The organism is Paenibacillus harenae DSM 16969 (assembly GCF_000422465.1).
GTDB lineage: Bacteria > Bacillota > Bacilli > Paenibacillales > Paenibacillaceae > Pristimantibacillus > Pristimantibacillus harenae.
In genome coordinates, this window is record NZ_KE383846.1 from 398,897 (window position 1) to 420,194 (window position 21,298).

The window sequence follows — 21,298 nt, forward strand, 5'->3', positions numbered from 1 at the left end:
AAGTCTATCTTACAACGCCATCCGGCTTTCGTCCCTTTCCCAATCTTACAAACGCGTGCTAGCGCCTTACATTCTTGAAAGGTATAATGAGATTGATTTGGAGGTGGAATCGTGAATATTATGATTGTTGAAGATGACCCGATCATTAGCGACATGCTGGCCAAAACCGTCAAAAAATGGGGTTACGAGACCGCGGTTGTTACGGAATTTCATACGATACTCGATCAGTTTGTCAAATATACGCCGAAGCTTGTTCTCATGGATATTAACCTGCCCGTTTACGATGGATTTTACTGGTGCGAAAAAATCAGAGGTGTTTCCAACGTTCCGATTCTATTCCTTTCGTCAAGGGACACGCCGATGGATATGGTCATGGCGATGAATATGGGCGGCGACGACTATATGCAAAAGCCTTTTTTCGAGGACGTCTTGATGGCGAAGATCAAAGCTTTGCTGCGCCGGGCCTATTCGTATGCGGAAACGGTGTCTGATGCGATAGAGCATAACGGCCTTGTGTTGAATATTAACGGGAGCGTTGCGATCGTGAGCGATAAGAGCGCGGAGCTGACCAAAAACGAGCTGAAAATTCTTAGCATGCTGATGCGCAGTCGAGGGAACATCGTAAGCAGGGAAAAAATCATGCGAGGACTTTGGGAGGACGAAAGCTTCGTGGATGACAACACCCTCACGGTCAATATGACAAGGCTTCGCAAGAAGTTGTCGGAATTGGGCAAACCGGACTATATCGGCACCATCAAGGGAGAAGGGTATGTCATAAGATGAGTTTTCTTAAATACTTGGACGACAAACGACTCTTCATTTCTTTCTATGTCGTATTGATGATTTTTATTTCGCTGATGATTGCCGCGATATCCCGGGACAATGATGCGCCGAACATTGTTTATGTAAATATCGGCGGTCTATTCATATCCGCCGTTTATCTTGCTGCGGATTATTTCCGCATGTACGCAAGTCTGAAAACGCTGCGGGAATTAAGCGAAGATAGAGGGATTGAAAGCGCGGCGCTCATTCCGAAAGTGAAAAGTCATGAACAGGAGCTGTATTATCGCTTTATTAAAAAGCTGTATCATGAACATACGAAGGAAGTTGAAAAGCTGTTTGACGAGAAGCTTGATTACAAGGACTTTATCATGGCTTGGATTCACGAGGTGAAAACTCCCATTACAGCGGCAAGGCTCCTGATTCAAAATACGGATGACAAGAGCGCCGCCAATATCGCCGACCTGTTCGAAAACGAGCTGGATAAGATTGACCGGTTTGTGGAGCAGGCGCTTTACTACTCCCGGATTGATTCCTTCTCGAAGGACTATCTCATTCAAGATGTATCCCTGAACCGTCTTGTGAAGGAGACCATAAAGAAATACGCAAAACTGTTTATTGAGCGCAAAATCACCTTTTCCATGTGGGAAGGCGAGGTTTTTGTTTACAGTGATCCGAAGTGGCTCTCCTTTATTATCGGACAGATCGTCGCTAATTCACTGAAGTATACAAATGCCGGCGGGACCGTATCCTTCGACATACAACATAAGCCGAATGCAATTTGTCTTGTCATGAGGGATACCGGGATCGGCATAAGCTCGGAGGATATCGGAAGAGTGTTCGATAAAGGTTTTACCGGATCAACCGGCAGACAACAATCGAAATCGACAGGTATGGGGCTCTATCTGGCAAAACGGCTTATGCTAAAGCTGGGACATGAAATCGAAATTGAATCCAAGGAAAAAGAATTTACGCAAATCATCATTCGTTTTTTGCGCAGCGATCGTTAGAGTAAAGCCACCAGACAGTGTCTTGAAAGTAAACTAAAGGTGAAATTTACTCAGACTATTGATTACGTCTATTGCAACACCGACGAACGGCGAAAAATCCTTTTTTGTTCGTAATACCTTTCTACAGCACTTTAACCATTTTGACGACTTCGATTTCGTAGCCCAGATGCTTATAGACATTTACGGCCAGTTCGTTGTTATGGAAGACGTTGAGGATGAGCTGCTTATAGCCTTTTTCTTTGGCCCATTCTTCCGCTTTAGTCATCAGTCTCTTGGCAACGAACAAAATCACCTAACGGTTACTTTAATGAGGAGCTACACTATTTAATTAGCCAAAACTCACTATTTTAGAATGATTCGAGTAACTATTAGGATTTAATGAGGTAAACCTCACTCTATCTTCCGAGTTCTACCAAAGAGAATGAAGAATGAGGGTGCTTCATTATTTCCTAATTTCCTTTCCTACTTCCTACTTTCCTAAACAAAGAAAAACCTCCTAAGCAGGTACGGAACAGCGTCCGTGACCAAATTTAGGAGGTTCCGCATCTATGCGGGTAGTTTGAACCGGCTCCCTGCCGTCACCGGGAACGGATTTCCTGACGCATAAACAGCGCGTACGACAGGCCGAAGCAGATCATCGTTGCGGCCAGAAGGCCGACGAGCTGCGGCCAGGACAGCAGGACGCTCTGAAGAAGCGGAAGCGGACTTGCAATCGCCATGGCGACTTGCTCGGTCGTCAGAGGACCGAGCGTACGGACGCTTGGCATAAGCAGCGTGCTCGTCGCTTCGGAGAACAGGAAGGCCGGCGACAGCCGATCCAGCAAGAGCATCAGATTGTAATGGCGAAGCAGAACGGTGAAGGCAGACGCGTCCGCCGGTGCCGTCGCCTTATCGATCAGCCCCGTAATCATGCTGTAGAAGACGGAGAAGAACAGCCACAGCGCGATGCCGGACAACGCCGACGTTGCCCCTTGGCGGAAGCAGATCGAGAACAGAATGGACAGATTAAGCCAGAAGCCGACGTAGATGACGGCGACCAGCAGAAACAGACTAACGCGCAGCACCTCTTCGGGCGTTGGCGGATAGCCGATTATCACGAGGCCGAGGCCCATCACCGAAAAGCCGAGAGAATAAAGAACGACCGCGATTAAGAGCAGCGCGGCGGCGAATTTCGCCAGTATAAAATCTCCGCGATAGATCGGCTGGGACAAGAGCCGGCTTAACGTCCCTTTGTTCCGCTCCGAATTGACGGCGTCAAAGCCGAGCGCAATGCCCATCAGCGGACCTAGAAAAGAAACGAATGTCACGAACGTCGGCAGCGAGCCGTCGGAAGCGGTGAACATCCGCAGAAACAAGAACGAATCGTCCGTCTGCTGCGACTGGGTGCCGGCTTGAATCGCCGTCACAGCGGCATATATCGACCCAATGCAGGCAAGTACGATGATGCCGAGCAGAATGCCGAATCGCCAGCTCCGCATATGGTCGCCGAATTCCTTGCGAACAATGGCCCAAAACGGAGACACGGTACCCAGTTCGCGTTTTGCGAATTCGGATTTCGGGCCCGGGATTCGCAGGACGCTAAGCTGCTCGGTCAGCCGTTTCCAATAGCCGCCGCGGTTAGCGGTTGTTTCGCTCATGCGAACCGCCTCCTTCAAAATAACGATGGTAAATATCATCGAGTCCGTATTGCTTGCGGCGGATGGCTTGCAGCTGCGCGCCGCTTTCGATGACGGTCTTGGCTGCTGCGGACGTCCGATCGCCGCTGCAAATGAGTACGGCATGGCAGATCTCTCCCGAATCGGCAGCCGCCGGCTCCGGTCCGCGGTACTCGATTACCCCTTCCAGAGATGCCAGCCGCTCGGCTAGCGCCGCCGTCCAGCCCGACGCTTCGATTTCGACCGTAACCGAGCCGTCGTCGTCGAGCTGCTCCGCCAAGCTTGGAACATCGCCGCAGGCAATAAGCTCGCCGCGCACGAACAGGCCGACCCGGTCGCAAATTTGCTGCACCTGATGAAGATGATGCGAGGAGAGCAGCACCGTAAGGCCCTCGTTGCGGCTGAGATCATGAATCAGCTGCAGCAGCTCGCGCACCCCTTCGGGGTCGATGCCGAGCGTCGGCTCATCGAGAATGACGACCTCGGGTTTCTTGATGAGAACGTCGGCGATCCCGAGCCTCTGCCTCATTCCTCTGGAGAATGCGCCGGCTTTCTTGTATACGGCTTCCCCAAGCCCTACCCGGTCAAGCAGCTCCAAGGCCCGCTCGCGGCCCTCCCTTTCCTTCATCCCGTTCAGGCTTGCCGTGAACAGTAAATTATCAAGAGCGGTCCGGTCATCGTAGAAGCCGATGTCATCGGGCATGTATCCGACACGCCGCTTCACGTCGAGCGCCTGTCTGGCCGGATCTAATCCGCATACGCTGGCCGTGCCGCTCGTCGGCTCGGTTAAGCCGAGCATCATCAGAATTGTCGTTGTTTTACCCGCGCCGTTCGGTCCGAGAAGGCCGAATATTTCCCCGCGTTCAATCGTCAAGTTCAAGCCGTTGACCGCGGTTTGCTCGCCGTACTTCTTGGTGAGCTGCCGCAGATCGATGACGGACGCCCCGGACGGCGGACATTCGGTTGCTCGTTCCATGATTACCGCCTCCCATATTTACGGAATAGATAATACAGCCCGGCAATGACAGCAAGGATAATCAGGATGCCGATCCAGCCCCAAAGAACCGAAGATTTGACCGCAACGCGGAACTGCGCGTCAGCCGTTTTCTCCGGCGACGAAGCCGTCATGCTGACGACATAGTCGCCGGCGAGCGCTTTTTTATCCGCTTTGATTGTCGCTTGGACGCGGGCCGTTGCGCCCGCTTTGATGGAATCGACCGTAGATGGCTCGAACGAAACCTCCCAGCCCGATGGACTGCTGGCCGACAAGCTGACTTTGTTCAGCTCCGCCGTTCCGGAATTCGTCACGACCAGATCAAGCTTCCGTTCGGAGCCGGCGGTGACTTCCGTGCTCAGCAGCTCATTCGGCGTACTAAGCACGAGGTTGTACGTGCCCGTAATTACGGCTTCGAGAGTTGTCTCTCCCGCTGTAGAATTATTCGATGCGGATATCGGAATCTGGTATGTGCCTGCATTTACCGATTGCGGCGGTACGGCGCTGATACTGATCGATTTCTCGCTGTTCGGCTCCACTTCGACCGACGTCACGCTTTTGCCGCCTTCACTGAAGGAAATATCCCAGCCCGGCTCCGCCTGCGCGGCAAGCGCGTAAGTCTGCTTCTCCGCCGTCCGGTTGCGGAGCGTTGCGCTGAAGCTGAAGGTTGAATCGGCATGGCCTTGCATATTCGGCTGATCGGTAGTCAGCTCGGTGCGGAACGTACCCTGCTCGGATACTTGAACCGCAAGCGGCAGAACACTGTCCCCCGCTTTTACTTGAAACGGGTACGATCCTTTGTTCACTTCAAGCGGAACATCGAGCCGCAGATTGACCGATTGCGATTCGCCGGCTTTGATCGCAAGGCGGCTTACGGCACGGCCGCCGGACGTAAGCTCATAGGCCCAATCGTTACCTTTGGCGTCGAATCTAAGGTCAACGCTCTGCATAGCGGTCCCATGGTTGATTACCTCGATAGAATAAGAGATGGAATCTCCCGGCGGCGCCGATAGTTCTAGGTAAGGCGAGTAGAGTTCGACGGTAGATGCAGCTTCCGCCGGCTCTGCGATAACGCCGGCCGCACCTCCCCATACCAGACTTATGGCCAATAGCCATTTGACTGCTGACTTGCGGCATGCACGAAGCATGTGAACCCCTCCTGAATAGTTTTTTTGGCCGCTCTCCGCGGCATTCATAATCGGTACGAACGAAAACGCGGGATGGATTTATCCCGCTGTCAAAAATTTTTTATTTTCGTTTAATTATTTTTTTGGTAAAACAATAAATAACGGGAGTCGGTAAATCAGATGCCGGAGGAGGATTGAAATGAACCGGGGGAACGATTCGATGTCCGATGCGCTTCGGGAGATGTGCGGCGGCTCGGTCGACGCATTCGACCGTTTTTATGCCCGCTATGCGCCTTTCGTTTTGCAAATCGCGCACCGGACGCTCGGCGAACGAATGGAAGCCGAGGACGTATGCCATGATGTATTTCTTGAGGCGCTTCGCCGCGGGGACAGCTTTGATCCGGGCCGCGGCTCGATTGAGGCTTGGCTCGCGGTCATGACAAGGAGCCGCTGCCTGGACCGCCTGCGACGGTCGAAACGAATCGTGCAGACTGGCGAGCCGGAGCTGAAGCTGGCGCATGCAACTGCCGTCGCGGCTGAGGAGGATGCGGTAGCGCGCCTGGAACGGGAAGCGCTCCGGCATGCGCTGGGCAGCCTGCCCGCCGAGCAGCGGATGGCGGTCATCGGGAATTATTTTGACGCAGAGACGCAGCGCGACCTGTCCGACCGGTGGAAAGTTCCGCTGGGCACGGTGAAATCCTGGATCAGGTACGGCATTCGCAATATGCGCAAGCAGCTTGAGAAGCACGGGTGGAATCGGGAAGAAGAGAACGGCGCAAGGGAGGTTAACCGATGAGCGGAACGGAAACAACGGCTCAGCTGTGCAAACGGATGTATCAGGAGGAGGACTGGATCGATTGGCTGCTCGGAAATAAACCGCCGGAGCAGGCGGAAGCGATGAGGCTCCATACGGCAGGCTGCCGGAAGTGCCGCGACGCGGTTAACGTATGGAAGCCGCTGCTTGCAGCTCGGCAGCCTGCCCTTGACCCTGGCGGGGAGATCCCCATGCCTTCCCCTTCCGTCCATCGCAGCCTTCGAGCCCATGTTAAAGCAAGGAAATGGCGGATGCAGGCAACAAAAGGGATATTATCCGGGAGAAAATGGATCTTTGCGGCGGCCGCATGCGCAATTATGCTGGGCGTTGTCGTCCTGCAAGGACAATCGAACGAGCCTAAGGTGAAACGCAGCCAATATGTGGCGGAATACGAACCGCGCGCGGTCTCTTTTATGAACGATCCTCAGACGGACAGCTTTTCGGTTCATACGTTGAACAGCGAGCTTGGGAAAGGATATGTCTGGTACAACCCTCTTTCCGGAGAAGTGTTATTGCTTCTGGAAGGGATGTTTCCAAGCGACGGCTTCGTCATCCAGGCGTGGGTACTCGACGGCCCCACGCATCGTAACCTGGGCGTATTGAGGCAGCTGGAAGCAAGCCGGGCTCATTTGTATTTCAAGGACGAGACGATTGCAATGGCGCGAAATATTGCCCTCACCGTCGAACCGCACGGCGGAAGCCAGGCTCCGACCTCGCCCGACGCGTTCGTCATTCGCCTGCAGCAGCCGTAGTCGCAGGCGGTTCGGCTGGTAGCCGTACCACACCTTCCTGGGATGGTGTCGTATCTCAGCTCGGATAGAATGGGAAAGTTTTGAATGCAATAGTTAGCCAAAACTTAACTTTCACATTCAAACTTAAAAAGGTTTCTCACCAGCCGTCTTTTATACGTATTTTCTTATGTACTCCTTTTTTGGGGACACAAAAAAAGACCAAGAACAGAAAAGAAAAAAATTGTCCTTCTCGATGGGTTGGCATTCAACAAGCACTAGGGCTGCCCAAAAGCCTTTAAAGGCATTGGGGCAGCCCTATTTTGTACAGATCATTCGTCCTTACGGCTTATTCTCTCATAAAGAAAATCCACGACATGCATCACTTTCATGTCCGCTCGGGCATTGTGCTTCTTCGCGCCAAGTATCATCTGGAGGAGGCAGCCGGGATTGCTCGTTAACAAATAATGGGCATTGGCCGCTTTGACATGCTCCATTTTGTGTTTAAGCAGAGTGCCTGCCATCTCCGGCTGCATGACGTTATAAGTGCCCGCCGAACCGCAGCACCGGTCAGCTTCCTTCATCTCGTTGAATTCGGCGTTTGCGACCCGCTTCAGCAGCTGCCTTGGTGCGGAACCGCTCTTCATCACATTTCTCAAATGACAGGAATCCTGATACGTCATCACGGCCGGCTCGGCCGCAGTCGCAGCTTCGTCGGCGAACGGCAGCTCTCTCCCCTTGTCCACGAGCAATTGGCTGATATCGATCACCCGCTGGGCGAACCAAGCTGCATTCTCTCTCCAGTCGGATTCGTCCTGCAGCAGGTGGTCGTATTCGACCAGCAGCGCGCCGCAGCCGCCCGCATTGGAGACAATGTAATCCATGTCCAGCTCCTTAAACGCCTTCACATTCGCGCGGGCCAAAGCTCTCGCCTCTTCCAATTCGCCGCTATGGGCATGCAGGGCGCCGCAGCAAACCTGTTCTTCGGGAATATAGACGTCAAATCCCGCTTCGGACAGCAGCTTTACGGTATTCACATTCGTTTCGGCAAACAGCACGTCCATGATACAACCCCTGAACAAGGCGACTCGCGCAAGGGGTGACCCTTTGGCCGGGAATAACGTGCCGAGCTGCTCGACGACCCCGCGGCCGGTGGCGTCCGGCAATATCTCCTCCATCTCGCGCAGATGCGGCGCGAACAGCCGCATCATCCCCGTTCCTCTGACGATGCGCCGCAAACCTGATTTCTGATAAAACGCCAGCGACTTCCCGATCCATTTCAACCGGCTCCGATTCGGAAAAACGCCTTGAAAAAGCACCTTGCGTAAACCGGCTGCAGGCAAACCGCGCTCCGGGTGATCTTCCAAGGCGTCTCTCGTCTGTTCTATTAATTGCCCGTATTTCACATCGGCGGGGCAAGCCGGCTCGCAGGCTCTGCAGCCGAGGCAATGGTCCATCTGCACTCGAAATGCCTGATCGGGATTCATCAGCCCGTCCGCGACAGCCTTCATAAGCGCAATTCGGCCGCGAGGGGACTCCTGCTCCAGTCCGGTCTCCCGAAAAGTCGGACATGCCGGCAGGCAGAAGCCGCAGCGCATGCAGTTCGTTAATTGATCGTAATCCAGCTTCCGGAGAATCGTTCGGGATAACGGATTGTCATGCGCGATGGCGGGCTTACCCGCAACGAATGGATTATCCATGATCGATGACCACCCTTTTCCGTGTTTCCTTGGCGAACAGCTTGCCCGGATTCAGCAGATGATGAGGATCAAACGCTTGCTTGATTCCTTTCATCAGCTCCATCCCCGGCGCTCCGATTTTCCACTCCAGGAACGGAGCTTTCACCATGCCGACGCCATGCTCCCCGGTAATAGTGCCTCCCAGTTCGATCGCCGCGGCGAAAATATCCTCGAATGCCCGCTCCACCCGGCTAATTTCATCATGATCCCGCGCATCCGTCGTCGCCGTCGGATGAAGATTGCCGTCTCCCGCATGCCCGAAGGTCGCGATCGAAATGTTGTATTTTTTCGCAATTTCATTGATGCGCAGCACCATGTCGGCGATTTTGGAACGGGGAACGGTGGCGTCCTCCAGAATCGTAGTCGGCCGCAGCCTGGCAAGCGCGGTAAAAGCGCTTCTCCTGGCCGTAAGAAGCTTCTCCGCTTCTTCTCGGCTGGAAGCGATTTCGATCCGGTCGGCACGCTCGCGTTCGCATACCTCCCGGATTCGTTCCATGTCGCGTTCGACCTTCTCCGGATCGCCGTCCTGTTCGATCAATAGAACAGCCTCCATGTCGAGAGGAAGCCCCAGCTTGGCATAGGCATCCACGACCCGGATCGTTGGATTGTCCATGATTTCCAATGTCGCCGGTATGATTTTAGATTCGATAATAGCCGATACCGTCCGCGCCGCGCCGTACAGGTCGCGATACATGGCGAGCATGGTCTTCTTGCTGGCGGGAGGAGGCACAAGCTTTAACGTGGCTTCGGTTATGATGGCAAGCGTGCCTTCTGAGCCGACCAAGAGCTTGGTCAAATCGTAGCCCGCGACGTCCTTCATCAGCTTTCCGCCTGTACGAATGATGTCCCCGTTCGCCAGAACGGCTTCCAGACCCAGCACATAATCCTTCGTCGTTCCGTACTTCAAGCCCCGCAAGCCGCCCGAACATTCCGCGATGTTGCCGCCGATCGTGGAAATCCGCATGCTGCTCGGATCGGGAGGATAGAACAAGCCAAGCGATTCAATATGGTTTATAAATTCGGAGGTAATGATTCCGGGCTGCACGGTTGCCGTTAAATTTTCCAAGTCGGTCTCCAGAATCCGATTCATCCGGTGCATGACCATGACCACTCCGCCTTGGACGGGAACCGTTCCCCCGCACAGATTGGATCCGGAGCCTCTGGTAACGACCGGCACACGCCGAGAAGCCAGCAATTTCATGACATCCGAAATCTGCTGCGTGCTTTCAGGATAGATCACGCCGTCCGGCAAAGCTTGCAGCATCGGCGTCCCGTCGTAGGAATGGGCGACAAGGGACTCCTTGTCGTCACGGAAATACGCTTCCCCTACAATAGCGCGCAGCTGCTTGACGAGAACCCTATCCAACATTTGCATGCTCCCTTCCCTTATTAGCCAGACGATCCGATGCCCGAAGCCGGCTCGAGGCTTGTAATGGCTCCGTTCAACCTTCTATGATCTCTATGCCGGATCCGGCGCAATCGTCCAATAGTGCGGACTCCGGCCGTATATCGGTAATTAGGCACACCGGGCCACTGTTCGTAATACTAAAAAGACTGAACAATAAAAGTAATAACAATAGTTCCAATCAGAAAGGATACAGTCGTCGTCATATAGCCCAGGCTTCTTTTGAAAAAAACAACAAACAAGACCAAAAGGAAGGGGATGCACCATAAGAACCAAACCAAGCCATTCGTTTGAAGGTTTAAGACAGGAAAATTAGACAGCGAATTAATATAAAGCGGAGTTCCAATGAATAACCATAGGCCTGAAAATACGAGCCCCAGCATGATATAAGAAAACATTCCATTTTTTTGCATCAAATTATTCAGCCGTCCCCTTGTTGGAATTTATTCAGTTCCATCTGTCCCTCTCTACCACCCCGCGGGCTTAAACCGAAAATAATGAGCTCCCTGATGTGCGTATTGAATCGAAGAACGAATGGTATCCTTCATATAGCGTTGCACCTTTTCGATCTCATTTGCTCGAAACGTAAACATCATAAAATGATCTATTAAAAAAAGTTCTGTGAGCCTAAATAAAGCTTCAAGCTCCGCTTCCGAAACGCTTGCGTCGTGGAGCAGCTCCATCGCATATAGCTCGACCACGCCAAACGGCGGAATCTGACCCCAATAATCATAGTTTTCATGCTCATAGTCGGCGATGACGCTTTCTTCCATCGAACGGATCAGCGACGACTGCGCTTGATGCAGATCCCTCACCATAAACTTCAGTGAAAGGCTGCCCGAACATACGATACAGATACTGGCGTGATTCCGGTCGGGTCCGGGACTAACCGTAATCACCGAGTTAGCAGCCAGCTTTTTAATCTCAGGCGCGGTATGCTCCCACTCGGCAAACTTGTAATCGTCCTTCCCCAAAAATAAGCTTACTCGCATAAGGCCTCCATATGCCATTTTATAATTGGTCTTCCGTATGCCGAGCTGCCTTTACGTTCAACAATCTGGTCTTCGTGACCATACCGGCGCTCTCCAAGGTCCTCTTCGAAGCCTCGTTATAATACCAGCATCCGCTGACGGGCGTAATCCCCTGCTGTCTGCACCATTTTCTTAATTGTAAAATGATCACTCTGCCGACCCCTTGCTTTCTATACGCCTCGTTCGTTAACATTCCGATGCTTGCCAATCCCTTGATCATCTTGGATCGTTCAACGACTCCGATTCCGAGCAGCACGTTTCCTCTTATGAAGGTGAACAGCTGTCCGCTAACAATACGCTGCTCATATTGATCCAGAAAATCGCCGCAAACTTGTTGGATTTGATGCAAATCACCTAAATCGGCCAGGCGGAAAGTCTCATCCCCCGAAAGATCGCCATCCGCTATCTCCGCTTGGCTGTCTTGAAAAAAATAAGCCTGTTTGTTGATCGTAAATTCCTTATCGATCGCTAGACTTAGAAACAATTCATCGCTTGTCGGGACGAAAAGGGATTTCACCGCATGGCCTTCAAGCGCTTGGCTAAACATTTTCTGCGCATGCCTCTGGTGAGAGCGCCGGATATAGAACTGGGTAAGCGTCTCGTTATTGTGAATCGCATAGTAGCCGACTACTGCAGCACCCTCTTGGATCATAAAAAAAGCGGATTCCAGAATATGGCCCTCCAAGAAAGAATCAAACGGTGACGATAGCGCGCTTATGTATACCTCAACGAGGTCTTGAACTTCATTGATCTGACATTCTTTTACGATCATCCTATCCCGCCTTAACCGTTTTTATTTCTCTTACAGCTGTCCTGATTGAAATCTCTGATCCGTCATCATTATTAAACTCCATGCGCCACTGGCCGTCTTGCTCGACTCCCCATTGCATCTCTCCTGCAGCTCCTATTACGTTAGATTTTTAGCCAGGAAAACAATTCTTTCGATTTCCGAAAATCCATTTTTCTTGTAAAACCTTTCTGCCGGGACATCCCGATCCGTTAGTAACGTTATCGTTGTTATGCCTCTTTCAAGCAGTTCCGCTTCAAGACTTTCAAACATTGCCGAACCGGTCCCCCGCCCCTGGAGCATTGAATTTACACACATTTCATTTATGAAAAACTCGTCATTCTCCCACCACTTCTTACGGTATCCGAAAATAAAACCTATGATTTCGCCATCCTTAATCGCAATCATTCCTATAAATCCCGGCGTGTTCACAATATCCAGCAAATATTCGCTTGCCGTATGATCCAACCATCGGTCATTCCATGGCTCTCCGTTAAAAACGTCACAGAACAGCTTGGTGCATTTGTCCAGATCTTCTAGTTGAAATAATCGAATCATTTGAAAAACATCCCATCACGTTTAATGTTTTGATGACTCACTTCGAGTTTTTTTTTGCCAGGAACAAGGCCACGGCTTGAGGTTTAATTATGGATCCCCCATCCTGATCGATTGCATCTCTGATTTCCCCGAACAATTGAAGCCGTGCATCGTCTGGAAGCAGTCTATGTCTGGAATTCGTATTTAATAATGAAATATATTCGTCATTCGTAAAGGCGGTATTCCATTCGTAATGTTTGACTTCCAGCTCCTTAAACAGCCCATCCTTTACCGTCAAATTCGACCTTTCCGCAATCATTTGCTCCATGGACGGATTTTTTGAATCATCGAGCTGAGGGGCATGCTTCTTGTAACTGTCCCGAATTCGGTTAGAAACATCATCAAAAGACGGCACATGGACGGTCCAAAAGAATGCAATCGAGCCTTCGTCGCCAAGCAAGTCAAAGACCTTGCGATAGCCGGCTTCTTGCGGATGGATAAAGTGAAACGCAGTCCCGGATATGGCTAATTTAAAGTCGCTCTTTTGGCTTTGCCAAGCTTCAAACGGGGAATTTATAATGTTAACATGCGGTTTATCCTTAAATTTCTCCCGAGTAAGCTCCGCTAACTGTTGGCCAAGCTCCACGCAGGTCACATGATCATACCCTGAATCAACAAAACCTTTTGTTGCCTGACCCGTGCCGCAGCCGATTTCAAGTATGGAATCTCCCTTTTGAATGGCCGTGTACGCCAAAATATCGGTAAACAGCTGCTCCGGATAGCTCGGTCTATACTTGTCGTATTCACTCGCAATTTCGTTAAACGTATTTTTACGCTCCAATTCTAATCCCTCCCTAATCTTCGCGTACATGGTCCTTGCGAATGCTTCGTCGTAAATCTCTCCTGACTTTTCTTGCTCTTACGATGATTTCTTTGATCTGTTTCTTCTGCACGGATCTTCTAAAATCTATAAGCAAATAAACAACCGCAAGCAGTAAAATGATAATGATGAAATCCAATGTCGCGCCAACTCCTTATCCACCCTGGCTTCTGGTATACTCCGTTCGTTGTTGTCACTTATTTCCTTTTGCTTTCTATGTATTATACAACCCCGAGTTATCACAATCCTGCCATAGTTGAAGAGCAGCTAGGGGAAAAAAAGCGGCAGCTCAAGACTAAAAAGTCCTAAACCGCCGCTCTTCACTTCATTCAAACGCTAAATCAGGTGCCGCAAAAGGTTTGGTAAGGATAGGCTGACGACTCGGGCAGCGCGGAATAATCGGACTGTTCCGTGGAGAGCGCATACGGGCATGATAGAACTTGAAGAAGCCGTTCCATCACGCTGTAGTCTCCTCGCTGCACCGCCGCGTCGAGCGCTTCCTCTACCCGATGGTTGCGGGGGATTATCGCGGGATTGCTGCTTCGCATCAGCTGCTGCGAGGATTGTTGCGATTCCTGCTGTCTGCCCAGTCTCGCCTGCCACTGCCCGTGCCACTGCTCGAATTCCTCATCGCCGGCCAGGCCCGTATCCTCCGGCTTGCCGGATGTCAATGCGCGGAACGTGTTCGTATAGTCCGCCCGATGCTTCTTCATCATACCGAGCAGGTCTTTAATCAGGGATTCATCCTGCTCCTCTTCGTTGAAAATTCCGAGCTTAGCCCTCATTCCCGCGAACCAATTGCCAAAATACAGCTCGCTATATTTGGAGAGTGCGTCCTCCGCCAGCTTGACCGACTGCTCCTCGTCGTCATGCAGCAGCGGCAATAGCGTTTCCGCGAATCTCGCGAGGTTCCAGGCGCCGATCTGCGGCTGATTGCCGTAAGCATAACGACCGTTTACGTCAATCGAACTGAATACCGTAGCAGGGTCAAAAGCATCCATGAAAGCGCAAGGACCATAATCAATCGTTTCTCCGCTAATGGCCATATTATCCGTGTTCATCACCCCGTGAATAAAGCCGACAAGCTGCCATTTGGCAATCAGCTCCGTCTGACGCTTGATCACTTCCTGCAGCAGAGAGAGATAAGTGTTCTCGCCAGGATCAGCCTCTTGAAAGTGTCTTTGCCACGTATAGTCGGCAAGGGCGCGAAGCTCCTGGACCGTACCCCAATTGGAGACGAATTGAAAGGTGCCGACGCGCAGATGACTGGCAGCCACGCGTGTTAGAACCGCACCGGGCAGCTCGGTTTCGCGGATAATCGACTCCCCGGTTGTCACTACCGCCAGGCTGCGGGTAGTCGGAATGCCCAGCCCGTGCATGGCTTCGCTGATGATATATTCGCGCAGCATCGGCCCAAGCGCGGCGCGGCCGTCGCCCCGACGGGAGAATGCCGTTCTTCCTGAGCCTTTCAACTGAATATCAAACCGCTCGCCTTCGGGCGTGATCTGTTCGCCAAGCAGGAGCGCGCGGCCGTCCCCGAGCATAGTGAAATGCCCGAATTGATGCCCGGCATAAGCTTGAGCAAGAGGCAGCGCTCCTTCGGGAACTTGATTGCCGGCAAACACTTCTATGCCATTCTTGCTTTGCAGCTCTTCAGCGTTCAATCCCAGGGATGAGGCTAGCGGCTGATTCAGGATGACCAACTTCGGGGAGCTTACAGGGTTCAGGTCCTGCAGGTTAAATAGGGATTCAGGCAATCGAGCATAACTGTTGTCGAAGTTCCATCCCGCCACTGTCCTTGCATTGTTCTCTGTCATCGCATCTCCTTATTTCCTTATCCATTTGTCATTTGTATCTAATATTATATTTTCCAACCTTGTTTAAACACGCAAAACAGCCCTTATAGTGTTTGCTTTTGCCATTTTATTATACTCTTTCCATACATGAATGACTGTTACTTCCCGCTTAATTTGACCGCTGCAACTAAAAAGAATATAGGACGACGGAAGGCGTCCAGCCAGTCGGGGTTCCCTGCCAGCATTTCTTTGGTCGGTTGAACCTCGGAGAGCTGTGTAATCCCGAAGCCGGATTCGATTAGAGCATTCATGTAGGAGGCGACGGTTCGATGGTACTTCATGACATCATTTTCCAGGAATCTTGTCAACCGCGGACCTTCTTCATGATAGTTGTCGACCGGCCAATGTAATTTCTCTCCTTGCGCATCGTAAAACCAGTCTTGCGGAGCAAGCGCAGTGAAGATCGGATGTTCGACCGAAAACACAAAAGAACCTCCAGGCGCAAGGCTGTGATGAACTTTCCGGCTGAGCGTGTCGAAGTCCTGGATATAATGGAGTGCAAGAGAGCTGATGACCACGTCGAATTCTTCTGCGGCAAAGTCGATGTCCTCGATCGCAAGACGGCGATACGTTATGGCCGAATCGCCCGTCATCGCCCTGGCGCGATCCAACATATTTTCGGAGAGGTCTACGCCAACCACCGAGCGGGCCTCCCGCTCTCGGGCATAACGGCAATGCCAGCCGAATCCGCATCCGAGATCAAGCACTTTTTTATGACGCAGCTCCGGAAGCATGGCACGGAAATAGCCCCATTCTCCGGCTGCTTCCAATCCTCCGATCGAACGCGGCATTCGGCTGTAATTCGCAAAAAATTCGGAATCATCATATTTATTCTGTTTCATTATTAACCGCAGTCTCCTAATTCACTTTTTTTCTTTTTCGATTTGCTTTCCAAATCGATTATAAACTTAATGCGCAATGGATTCTATTATTTTCCAATATAAGCTCAAGGCTCTATAGCCAAGAGTTGTGGATTTTTCCACCTTTTACGCTCATATGTAACCCAGTATTTATTCTCGATTTCAATTATTTTACTAAGATCTAAGGATGTTGACACGGTCGTTTTTCGTCCGCCTTCATTTTGTAATGTAATAGAATCCGTGTCTGCGTGAATTATCGTTGCGTATTCAAAAGTTGTCATCGTATGGGAGTACCACACGAATAACTGATATACGATAAGTGCGCTGATCAACGTAATGATCACTTTCCACGTTTTCTTTATTCTAGAGGTCTTATCCACTGTCCCACCCATCCTCAATTCACTTTATTTCTGCGCCAGGACAAGTAAACCATCATGCTAACCACCGCGATCGCAAATAAGGCAACCCACACGAAAGGTTGAATGCTTTGGCGTTCATTTTCAAGCTGAACCTGTTCCGTCGGCTCTTTTTTTTCAAGCTGAACCTGTTCTGTCGGCGCTTTGCCTTCACCTAATACGGTTAAATCCTCCTGGGCCCCGGCCAATTCCTTCGTTCGATCACAGATGATCGTTACAAGTTGCTCTTTACCGCCGTACATGTCGGATCGGTTAGCATACACCAAATAGTCCTTGCCTTCCTCAAAATGATAGCCGCAATCGCCGCCGCCGCTTCCGGTTTGAATAATGATCTGCGATTCAGGACCGCCCTTCCAGATCTGTTTCGTTTCGAATAGAACGGCTTTCGTTACGTATCCCTCCACGCTTTTTTGTTCTTTCACTTCCAAGACGCGACCGGCGAAAACGGCCTCCGAATGGTTAAGCTGCTCTTCAACCGTTATCGGCCCGGCGCAGGAGCACGCATACGCATTCTGAGGCATGAAGAACGTCATGATCCCTGCAGCGAAACAAATGGCCCATATCGTATTTATTTTTCTTTTCATCGTATCCCCCTTATCGCTCTCGCTAGCTCTATAACGGACTTACTAAATAAACGATATAACGTAACCATATGTTTCAGCCTACTCCCAAAAACGGGAAATAGGCAGCCGGTCATGCCGGCTGCCTTGGCGGATCTTTTGCCTAATCACTATTGAAGAGAATGGTTTTGTTGAATAAGCGCATTCGCTTGTGCCTGCTGCAGCTTTTGCTGCGCCTGCAGAACGTCTTCTTGTTCCTTCCTGACTTGCTCCTGGGATTGAAGGACATGCTGAACATTCGTTTGCAGCTCTTGCTCTGCTTCTAATAATTCCTGATTTTGTTCTTGCAACTGTTCATGCGCTTTTAGAACCTCTCGCTGCGCTTGCAGTAATTGCTGATCTTTCTCGGCATTGTCAGCGATCTGTTGTAAATTTCGATTGACCATGGGGCGCGCCTCCAAATGTTATTTTATTGTCCACAATTGACCAATAATTATCGTGCGCCCAAATGCAATTTTCTATACTATGATTATCATTCTCCATTTTGCGGCATAGGAAAATCTGCTTATTTTTAAATTTTCAGACATTTCAACAAAATATTTAATTTTAATCCATTAAACTAAAAACATTGCAGGCTTATAGCGTGAAAGGGGGAATGTTCGAGAGCAATCAAGCAGAAGCGCCGGCATCCTTGTCAGAGGACGTAAACCGTTTCGCGGAGAATTCTAAGCGTTTATAAGTGTAAACTTATCCATTCTTAGAATGTAAGAAAAGGTCGAAACATGTAGTCTGCTTTCTCTAAAAAATGAATATTGGAGGGACAAAATGTACCGAATCCTGTTTCGAACAAGATGGTTGACCCTTTCATTTCTATTCGTCCTTATCTTTTCTCTCATCACCCCTGCAGCCGGATCGGCAGCCGAAGCAAGACTCCTTCAACCTTCCCTGGATGCAGACCGCGTATCGGAAATGTTTTCGGAAAAAATCACTTCTCCGTTCGATCATTCCTTGAAATTGGAGGCCATGAAACAAAAGTCAATCAGCTCTAATCAGCCGATTTTATCCCAAACCATTAGACCGCAAAATTATGTCCCCGCTTCGGACAGCGCGGAGCCCATTGATGTTATTGTCGAATTGAAGACGGACCCCGTTGCCGTCTATCGCGCAAAGGCGAAGAAAGGCCTAAAGAAATCCGATGCCGCGTACCAGACTGAATTGTCCGCAGAACAAGCCGGTTTTACGGCGTCGTTGGCAAAGTTAAACGCTAAGCCGAAGCGGCAATATCAACATGTCTTTAACGGCTACTCCGTAACCATGCCAGCCAATCAAGTGGACAGCCTGTTAGGGCTGCCAGGCGTGAAAGCTATCTACCCCGATCTGGAATTCAAAGTATCGCCAGTGGATAGCATCACGCCGAATATGGATGAAAGCGCCCCTTTCATGGGATCCAACTTCCTATGGGATCTCGGGTTCGACGGGACCGGCATTAAGGTCGGCGTATTGGATACCGGCATCGATTATCGCCACCCAAGCTTGGCTTCCGCTTACAAGGGCGGATACGACTTTGTCGATAATGACGCGGATCCGATGGAGACCCCTCCGGATCCGAATGATCCGGAAGCGGCTACGGATCACGGGACCCATGTCTCGGGTACGATTGCAGGCAGGGGAGATCCCTTCAATCCCGGCAGCGGAACAGGCTGGGTTCGCGGCGTGGCTTATGGCTCCGATCTCTATGCATACCGTGTACTGGGGCCTGGCGGAACCGGCTCGACGGAGGATGTGATCGCCGCCATCGAGCGTTCCGTACAGGATGGAATGGACATCATTAACTTATCCTTGGGGAGCAGCGTAAACGATCAGTATGACGCAACCTCTATCGCGCTGAATAATGTTATGCTCAGCGGGGTCGTTGCCGTCACCGCGAACGGAAACGACGGACCCGACTCCTATACGGTCGGTTCTCCGGGATCGGCGGACATGGCTATTTCTGTCGGAGCCTCCTCTCCGCCGCTGGACATTCCCACCATTCAAGCAGACGGTATCGAAAAGGTTTATGCGAGTATAATGGCCTATTCCCCGGAGCTGGGAGATTTGCAGGGCCAAACCTTGGATCTGGTATTTGCCGGACTGGGCGCTCCTGAAGATTTTGAAGGAAAAGATTTAAACGGGAAAGCAGCTTTAATAGCCCGCGGTTCGATCTCTTTTGCCGAAAAATCATTAAATGCGCAGGCCGCAGGCGCTGCCGCGGTCATTATCTATAACAACGAACCCGGAAACTTCGGCGGCACCTTAGGAGAAGAAGGCAATTATATTCCGACGTTGAGTATTTCTCAAGAAGACGGACTGGCTCTCAAGGCTGGAACGGAAACGTCCGGGTCAATCCCCTTTACGTTCGGCATTGAGCTCGAGCAGGATTTCATGGGGGATTTCAGCTCGGTCGGACCGACATTGCCGGGGCTGACGATCAAGCCGGATATTTCGGCGCCGGGCGTGGCGATCCGCTCCTCCGTTCCTGCTTTTGACGGGAATTACGAGGATGCCTATGCCGATTTGCAAGGAACAAGCATGGCTAGTCCCCATATCGCCGGAGCCGCCGCGCTGTTATTACAGAAAGACGGCTCGATGGATCCGTTTGAAATAAAATCCTTATTGATGAATAACGCCTTCAAATTGGAAGACCGTGAAGGCCGGCGTTATTCGCATATGGCGCAAGGAGCGGGAAGAGCGGATCTCGGACATACAATCGAGGCGAAAGCGGTCGTTATGGTAGAGCAATCCACCAACGCGGTTCCAAGCGGAGAAAGTTTGCCGTATTTTACCGGAAGCGTCTCCTTCGGGCAGAAGGATGCCGGGGCGCTTGATACGAGAACCGTTACCGTGAAAGATATTGCCGGAGCGGCTTCCTCGTATTCGATCGCTTCGATATGGCATGGTTCTTCCGTCGGCACCCTCACAGCCAGCCAGGATAACGTGACAGTCAGCGCTGGAGGCACGGCTTCATTTGATCTATCTCTGCAAGTGGATCAGCAAGCGGCTGACGGCCGTTACGAGGGTGAAATAGTTTTAACCGGGGAAGACGGACATGTCCTCCAGGTTCCATTCTCTCTATACATTGGCGAAGCGGATATACCGGATGCGATCACAGGCATTGCCTTAGACCCTCTCTTCTTCTCTCCAAATGGCGACGGCGCGACGGATACGACGGATCTTACATTTAAAGTGAATTTGGCCTCGCCTTATTTCTCTTTAGACGTGTATGATGCCGTTACCTCGCAATGGAAAGGAACCATTGTAGAGGCTAATGACGGAATCGATCCCGGCAGCTATATCCTTGAAGCTTGGAATGGCTCAATAACGAATAGCTCGGGTTCGGCCCCGTTAGAAGAAGGCTTCTATGTCATAATTCCATGGATTGGAGCCGATACGGCAACCGCCGTGCCGCTGGAGGAACAGGCCTCTCCGTTTGTAGCGGATGTGAACGCGCCTGCCTCGGCATTGGATAATCCTGCTTTTACGATCCAGAATGGCATAGGTACAATTACAGGTCAAATCGAAAGCGACTTCATGATTGACCTGTTGGGAGATTATTCAGCTGTTGGAGTTGCGGCTTTATACGATGACAAGGGCTGGGTACAAGCGGATGGCGTTATAGCCGATGACGGCAGTTTTAGTATCCAGGTTCCGTTTAAACCGGGACTTAAACCGGTCGAGGTTTATATCTATGACATTGCCGGTAACGGCGTAATGGAACCGGCATATCTCGTGGATATGAAGAAAGGAAAACCTCAAAAGCAGAAGGGTAAACCCAAATGAAGCGAGCTGCCTCTCGGCAGCATGAGGTGAGGCGAACGGAAGCCGGCGTAGTTTCCAAAATTGAAACTAAACGGTTGAAGTCAGCTGCTGAGTCAGGAAATAATTTCAAATTTTGAACCTAAACGACGGAAGCAGAACGACTAATCACGGATTGAGCGGTTTAATTTCAGTTATTGAAACAAAACGGTTGCGGAATTCATTGTAACCGAGATTAATTTCAGTATTTGACACTAACATTACCTGATATGCTGCTTGAGCGCTTAACTTTATGAGCATTTCATCCACATTCGGCGAGTCTCATAA

General features: G+C 50.9%; 20 protein-coding genes. 5 read left to right on the top strand and 15 right to left on the bottom strand.

The window, feature by feature from the left end; translation table 11 throughout:
- Positions 1-111: 111 nt before the first annotated feature.
- Together H581_RS0132290 and H581_RS0132295 are read left to right on the top strand one after the other, a co-directional pair.
- A complete protein-coding gene (locus tag H581_RS0132290) occupies positions 112-783 on the top strand; it encodes a response regulator transcription factor (protein WP_029192857.1) in 672 nt (223 codons plus the stop codon).
- Entirely contained in the window at positions 780-1,790 is a 1,011-nt protein-coding gene (locus H581_RS0132295) for a sensor histidine kinase (RefSeq protein ID WP_029192858.1), read from the top strand. The genes H581_RS0132290 and H581_RS0132295 overlap by 4 nt, the downstream gene beginning before the upstream one ends.
- Before the next feature lie 121 nt (positions 1,791-1,911).
- Here the strand turns inward: H581_RS0132295 and H581_RS37580 are convergent, their stop codons facing one another.
- The 4 genes from H581_RS37580 to H581_RS0132315 form a co-directional block, all read right to left on the bottom strand.
- The gene (locus tag H581_RS37580) at positions 1,912-2,082 is read right to left on the bottom strand and encodes a GNAT family N-acetyltransferase (RefSeq protein WP_281169598.1); all 171 of its coding nucleotides are present in this window, start codon (positions 2,080-2,082) and stop codon (positions 1,912-1,914) included.
- Between the two features lie 286 nt (positions 2,083-2,368).
- The gene (locus H581_RS0132305; RefSeq protein WP_084134905.1) at positions 2,369-3,427 is read right to left on the bottom strand and encodes an ABC transporter permease; all 1,059 of its coding nucleotides are present in this window, start codon (positions 3,425-3,427) and stop codon (positions 2,369-2,371) included.
- Positions 3,408-4,421, bottom strand: a complete 1,014-nt coding sequence (locus H581_RS0132310) for an ABC transporter ATP-binding protein (protein ID WP_051251526.1) — start codon at positions 4,419-4,421, stop codon at positions 3,408-3,410. The genes H581_RS0132305 and H581_RS0132310 overlap by 20 nt, the downstream gene beginning before the upstream one ends.
- A 2-nt stretch (positions 4,422-4,423) precedes the next feature.
- Positions 4,424-5,587, bottom strand: coding sequence for a COG1470 family protein (locus H581_RS0132315; RefSeq protein WP_029192861.1), 1,164 nt, complete (start codon positions 5,585-5,587; stop codon positions 4,424-4,426).
- 178 nt (positions 5,588-5,765) lie between these two features.
- On the opposite strand from H581_RS0132315, the gene H581_RS36140 reads away from it, so the two are divergent.
- Positions 5,766-6,362: an RNA polymerase sigma factor gene (locus H581_RS36140; protein WP_036720751.1), complete on the top strand. Its 597-nt coding sequence runs from the start codon at positions 5,766-5,768 to the stop codon at positions 6,360-6,362.
- Positions 6,359-7,132: an anti-sigma factor gene (locus H581_RS0132325; RefSeq protein ID WP_029192862.1), complete on the top strand. Its 774-nt coding sequence runs from the start codon at positions 6,359-6,361 to the stop codon at positions 7,130-7,132. The genes H581_RS36140 and H581_RS0132325 overlap by 4 nt, the downstream gene beginning before the upstream one ends.
- Positions 7,133-7,440: 308 nt before the next feature.
- Here H581_RS0132325 and H581_RS0132330 read toward each other — a convergent pair whose 3' ends face one another.
- The 11 genes from H581_RS0132330 to H581_RS0132395 all read right to left on the bottom strand — a co-directional run bounded on the left by H581_RS0132330 (position 7,441) and on the right by H581_RS0132395 (position 17,625).
- Positions 7,441-8,808: a (Fe-S)-binding protein gene (locus H581_RS0132330; protein WP_051251527.1), complete on the bottom strand. Its 1,368-nt coding sequence runs from the start codon at positions 8,806-8,808 to the stop codon at positions 7,441-7,443.
- Positions 8,801-10,216 carry an FAD-binding oxidoreductase gene (locus H581_RS0132335; RefSeq protein WP_029192864.1) on the bottom strand — a complete coding sequence of 472 codons (1,416 nt, stop codon included), beginning with the start codon at positions 10,214-10,216 and terminating at the stop codon, positions 8,801-8,803. The genes H581_RS0132330 and H581_RS0132335 overlap by 8 nt, the downstream gene beginning before the upstream one ends.
- Positions 10,217-10,719: 503 nt before the next feature.
- Complete coding sequence (locus H581_RS0132345; protein ID WP_029192866.1) at positions 10,720-11,244, bottom strand: hypothetical protein; 525 nt, start codon at positions 11,242-11,244, stop codon at positions 10,720-10,722.
- 19 nt (positions 11,245-11,263) lie between these two features.
- The gene (locus H581_RS0132350) at positions 11,264-12,055 is read right to left on the bottom strand and encodes a GNAT family N-acetyltransferase (RefSeq protein ID WP_029192867.1); all 792 of its coding nucleotides are present in this window, start codon (positions 12,053-12,055) and stop codon (positions 11,264-11,266) included.
- A gap of 135 nt (positions 12,056-12,190) precedes the next feature.
- Positions 12,191-12,628, bottom strand: a complete 438-nt coding sequence (locus tag H581_RS0132360) for a GNAT family N-acetyltransferase (RefSeq protein WP_029192868.1) — start codon at positions 12,626-12,628, stop codon at positions 12,191-12,193.
- Between the two features lie 37 nt (positions 12,629-12,665).
- Positions 12,666-13,448 (bottom strand): class I SAM-dependent methyltransferase, encoded by a 783-nt coding sequence (locus tag H581_RS0132365; RefSeq protein WP_029192869.1) that lies wholly within the window; start codon positions 13,446-13,448, stop codon positions 12,666-12,668.
- A gap of 13 nt (positions 13,449-13,461) precedes the next feature.
- Positions 13,462-13,626 carry a hypothetical protein gene (locus H581_RS38250; protein WP_156889749.1) on the bottom strand — a complete coding sequence of 55 codons (165 nt, stop codon included), beginning with the start codon at positions 13,624-13,626 and terminating at the stop codon, positions 13,462-13,464.
- A 202-nt stretch (positions 13,627-13,828) separates the two neighbouring features.
- Positions 13,829-15,304 carry a protein adenylyltransferase SelO gene (locus H581_RS0132375; protein ID WP_029192870.1) on the bottom strand — a complete coding sequence of 492 codons (1,476 nt, stop codon included), beginning with the start codon at positions 15,302-15,304 and terminating at the stop codon, positions 13,829-13,831.
- A gap of 137 nt (positions 15,305-15,441) precedes the next feature.
- Positions 15,442-16,185, bottom strand: coding sequence for a class I SAM-dependent methyltransferase (locus H581_RS0132380; RefSeq protein WP_029192871.1), 744 nt, complete (start codon positions 16,183-16,185; stop codon positions 15,442-15,444).
- 412 nt (positions 16,186-16,597) lie between these two features.
- Entirely contained in the window at positions 16,598-17,203 is a 606-nt protein-coding gene (locus H581_RS0132390) for a hypothetical protein (RefSeq protein ID WP_029192873.1), read from the bottom strand.
- 146 nt (positions 17,204-17,349) lie between these two features.
- Complete coding sequence (locus H581_RS0132395) at positions 17,350-17,625, bottom strand: hypothetical protein (protein ID WP_029192874.1); 276 nt, start codon at positions 17,623-17,625, stop codon at positions 17,350-17,352.
- Between the two features lie 379 nt (positions 17,626-18,004).
- On the opposite strand from H581_RS0132395, the gene H581_RS36145 reads away from it, so the two are divergent.
- Entirely contained in the window at positions 18,005-20,995 is a 2,991-nt protein-coding gene (locus tag H581_RS36145) for a S8 family serine peptidase (RefSeq protein ID WP_051251528.1), read from the top strand.
- Positions 20,996-21,298: the final 303 nt, after the last annotated feature.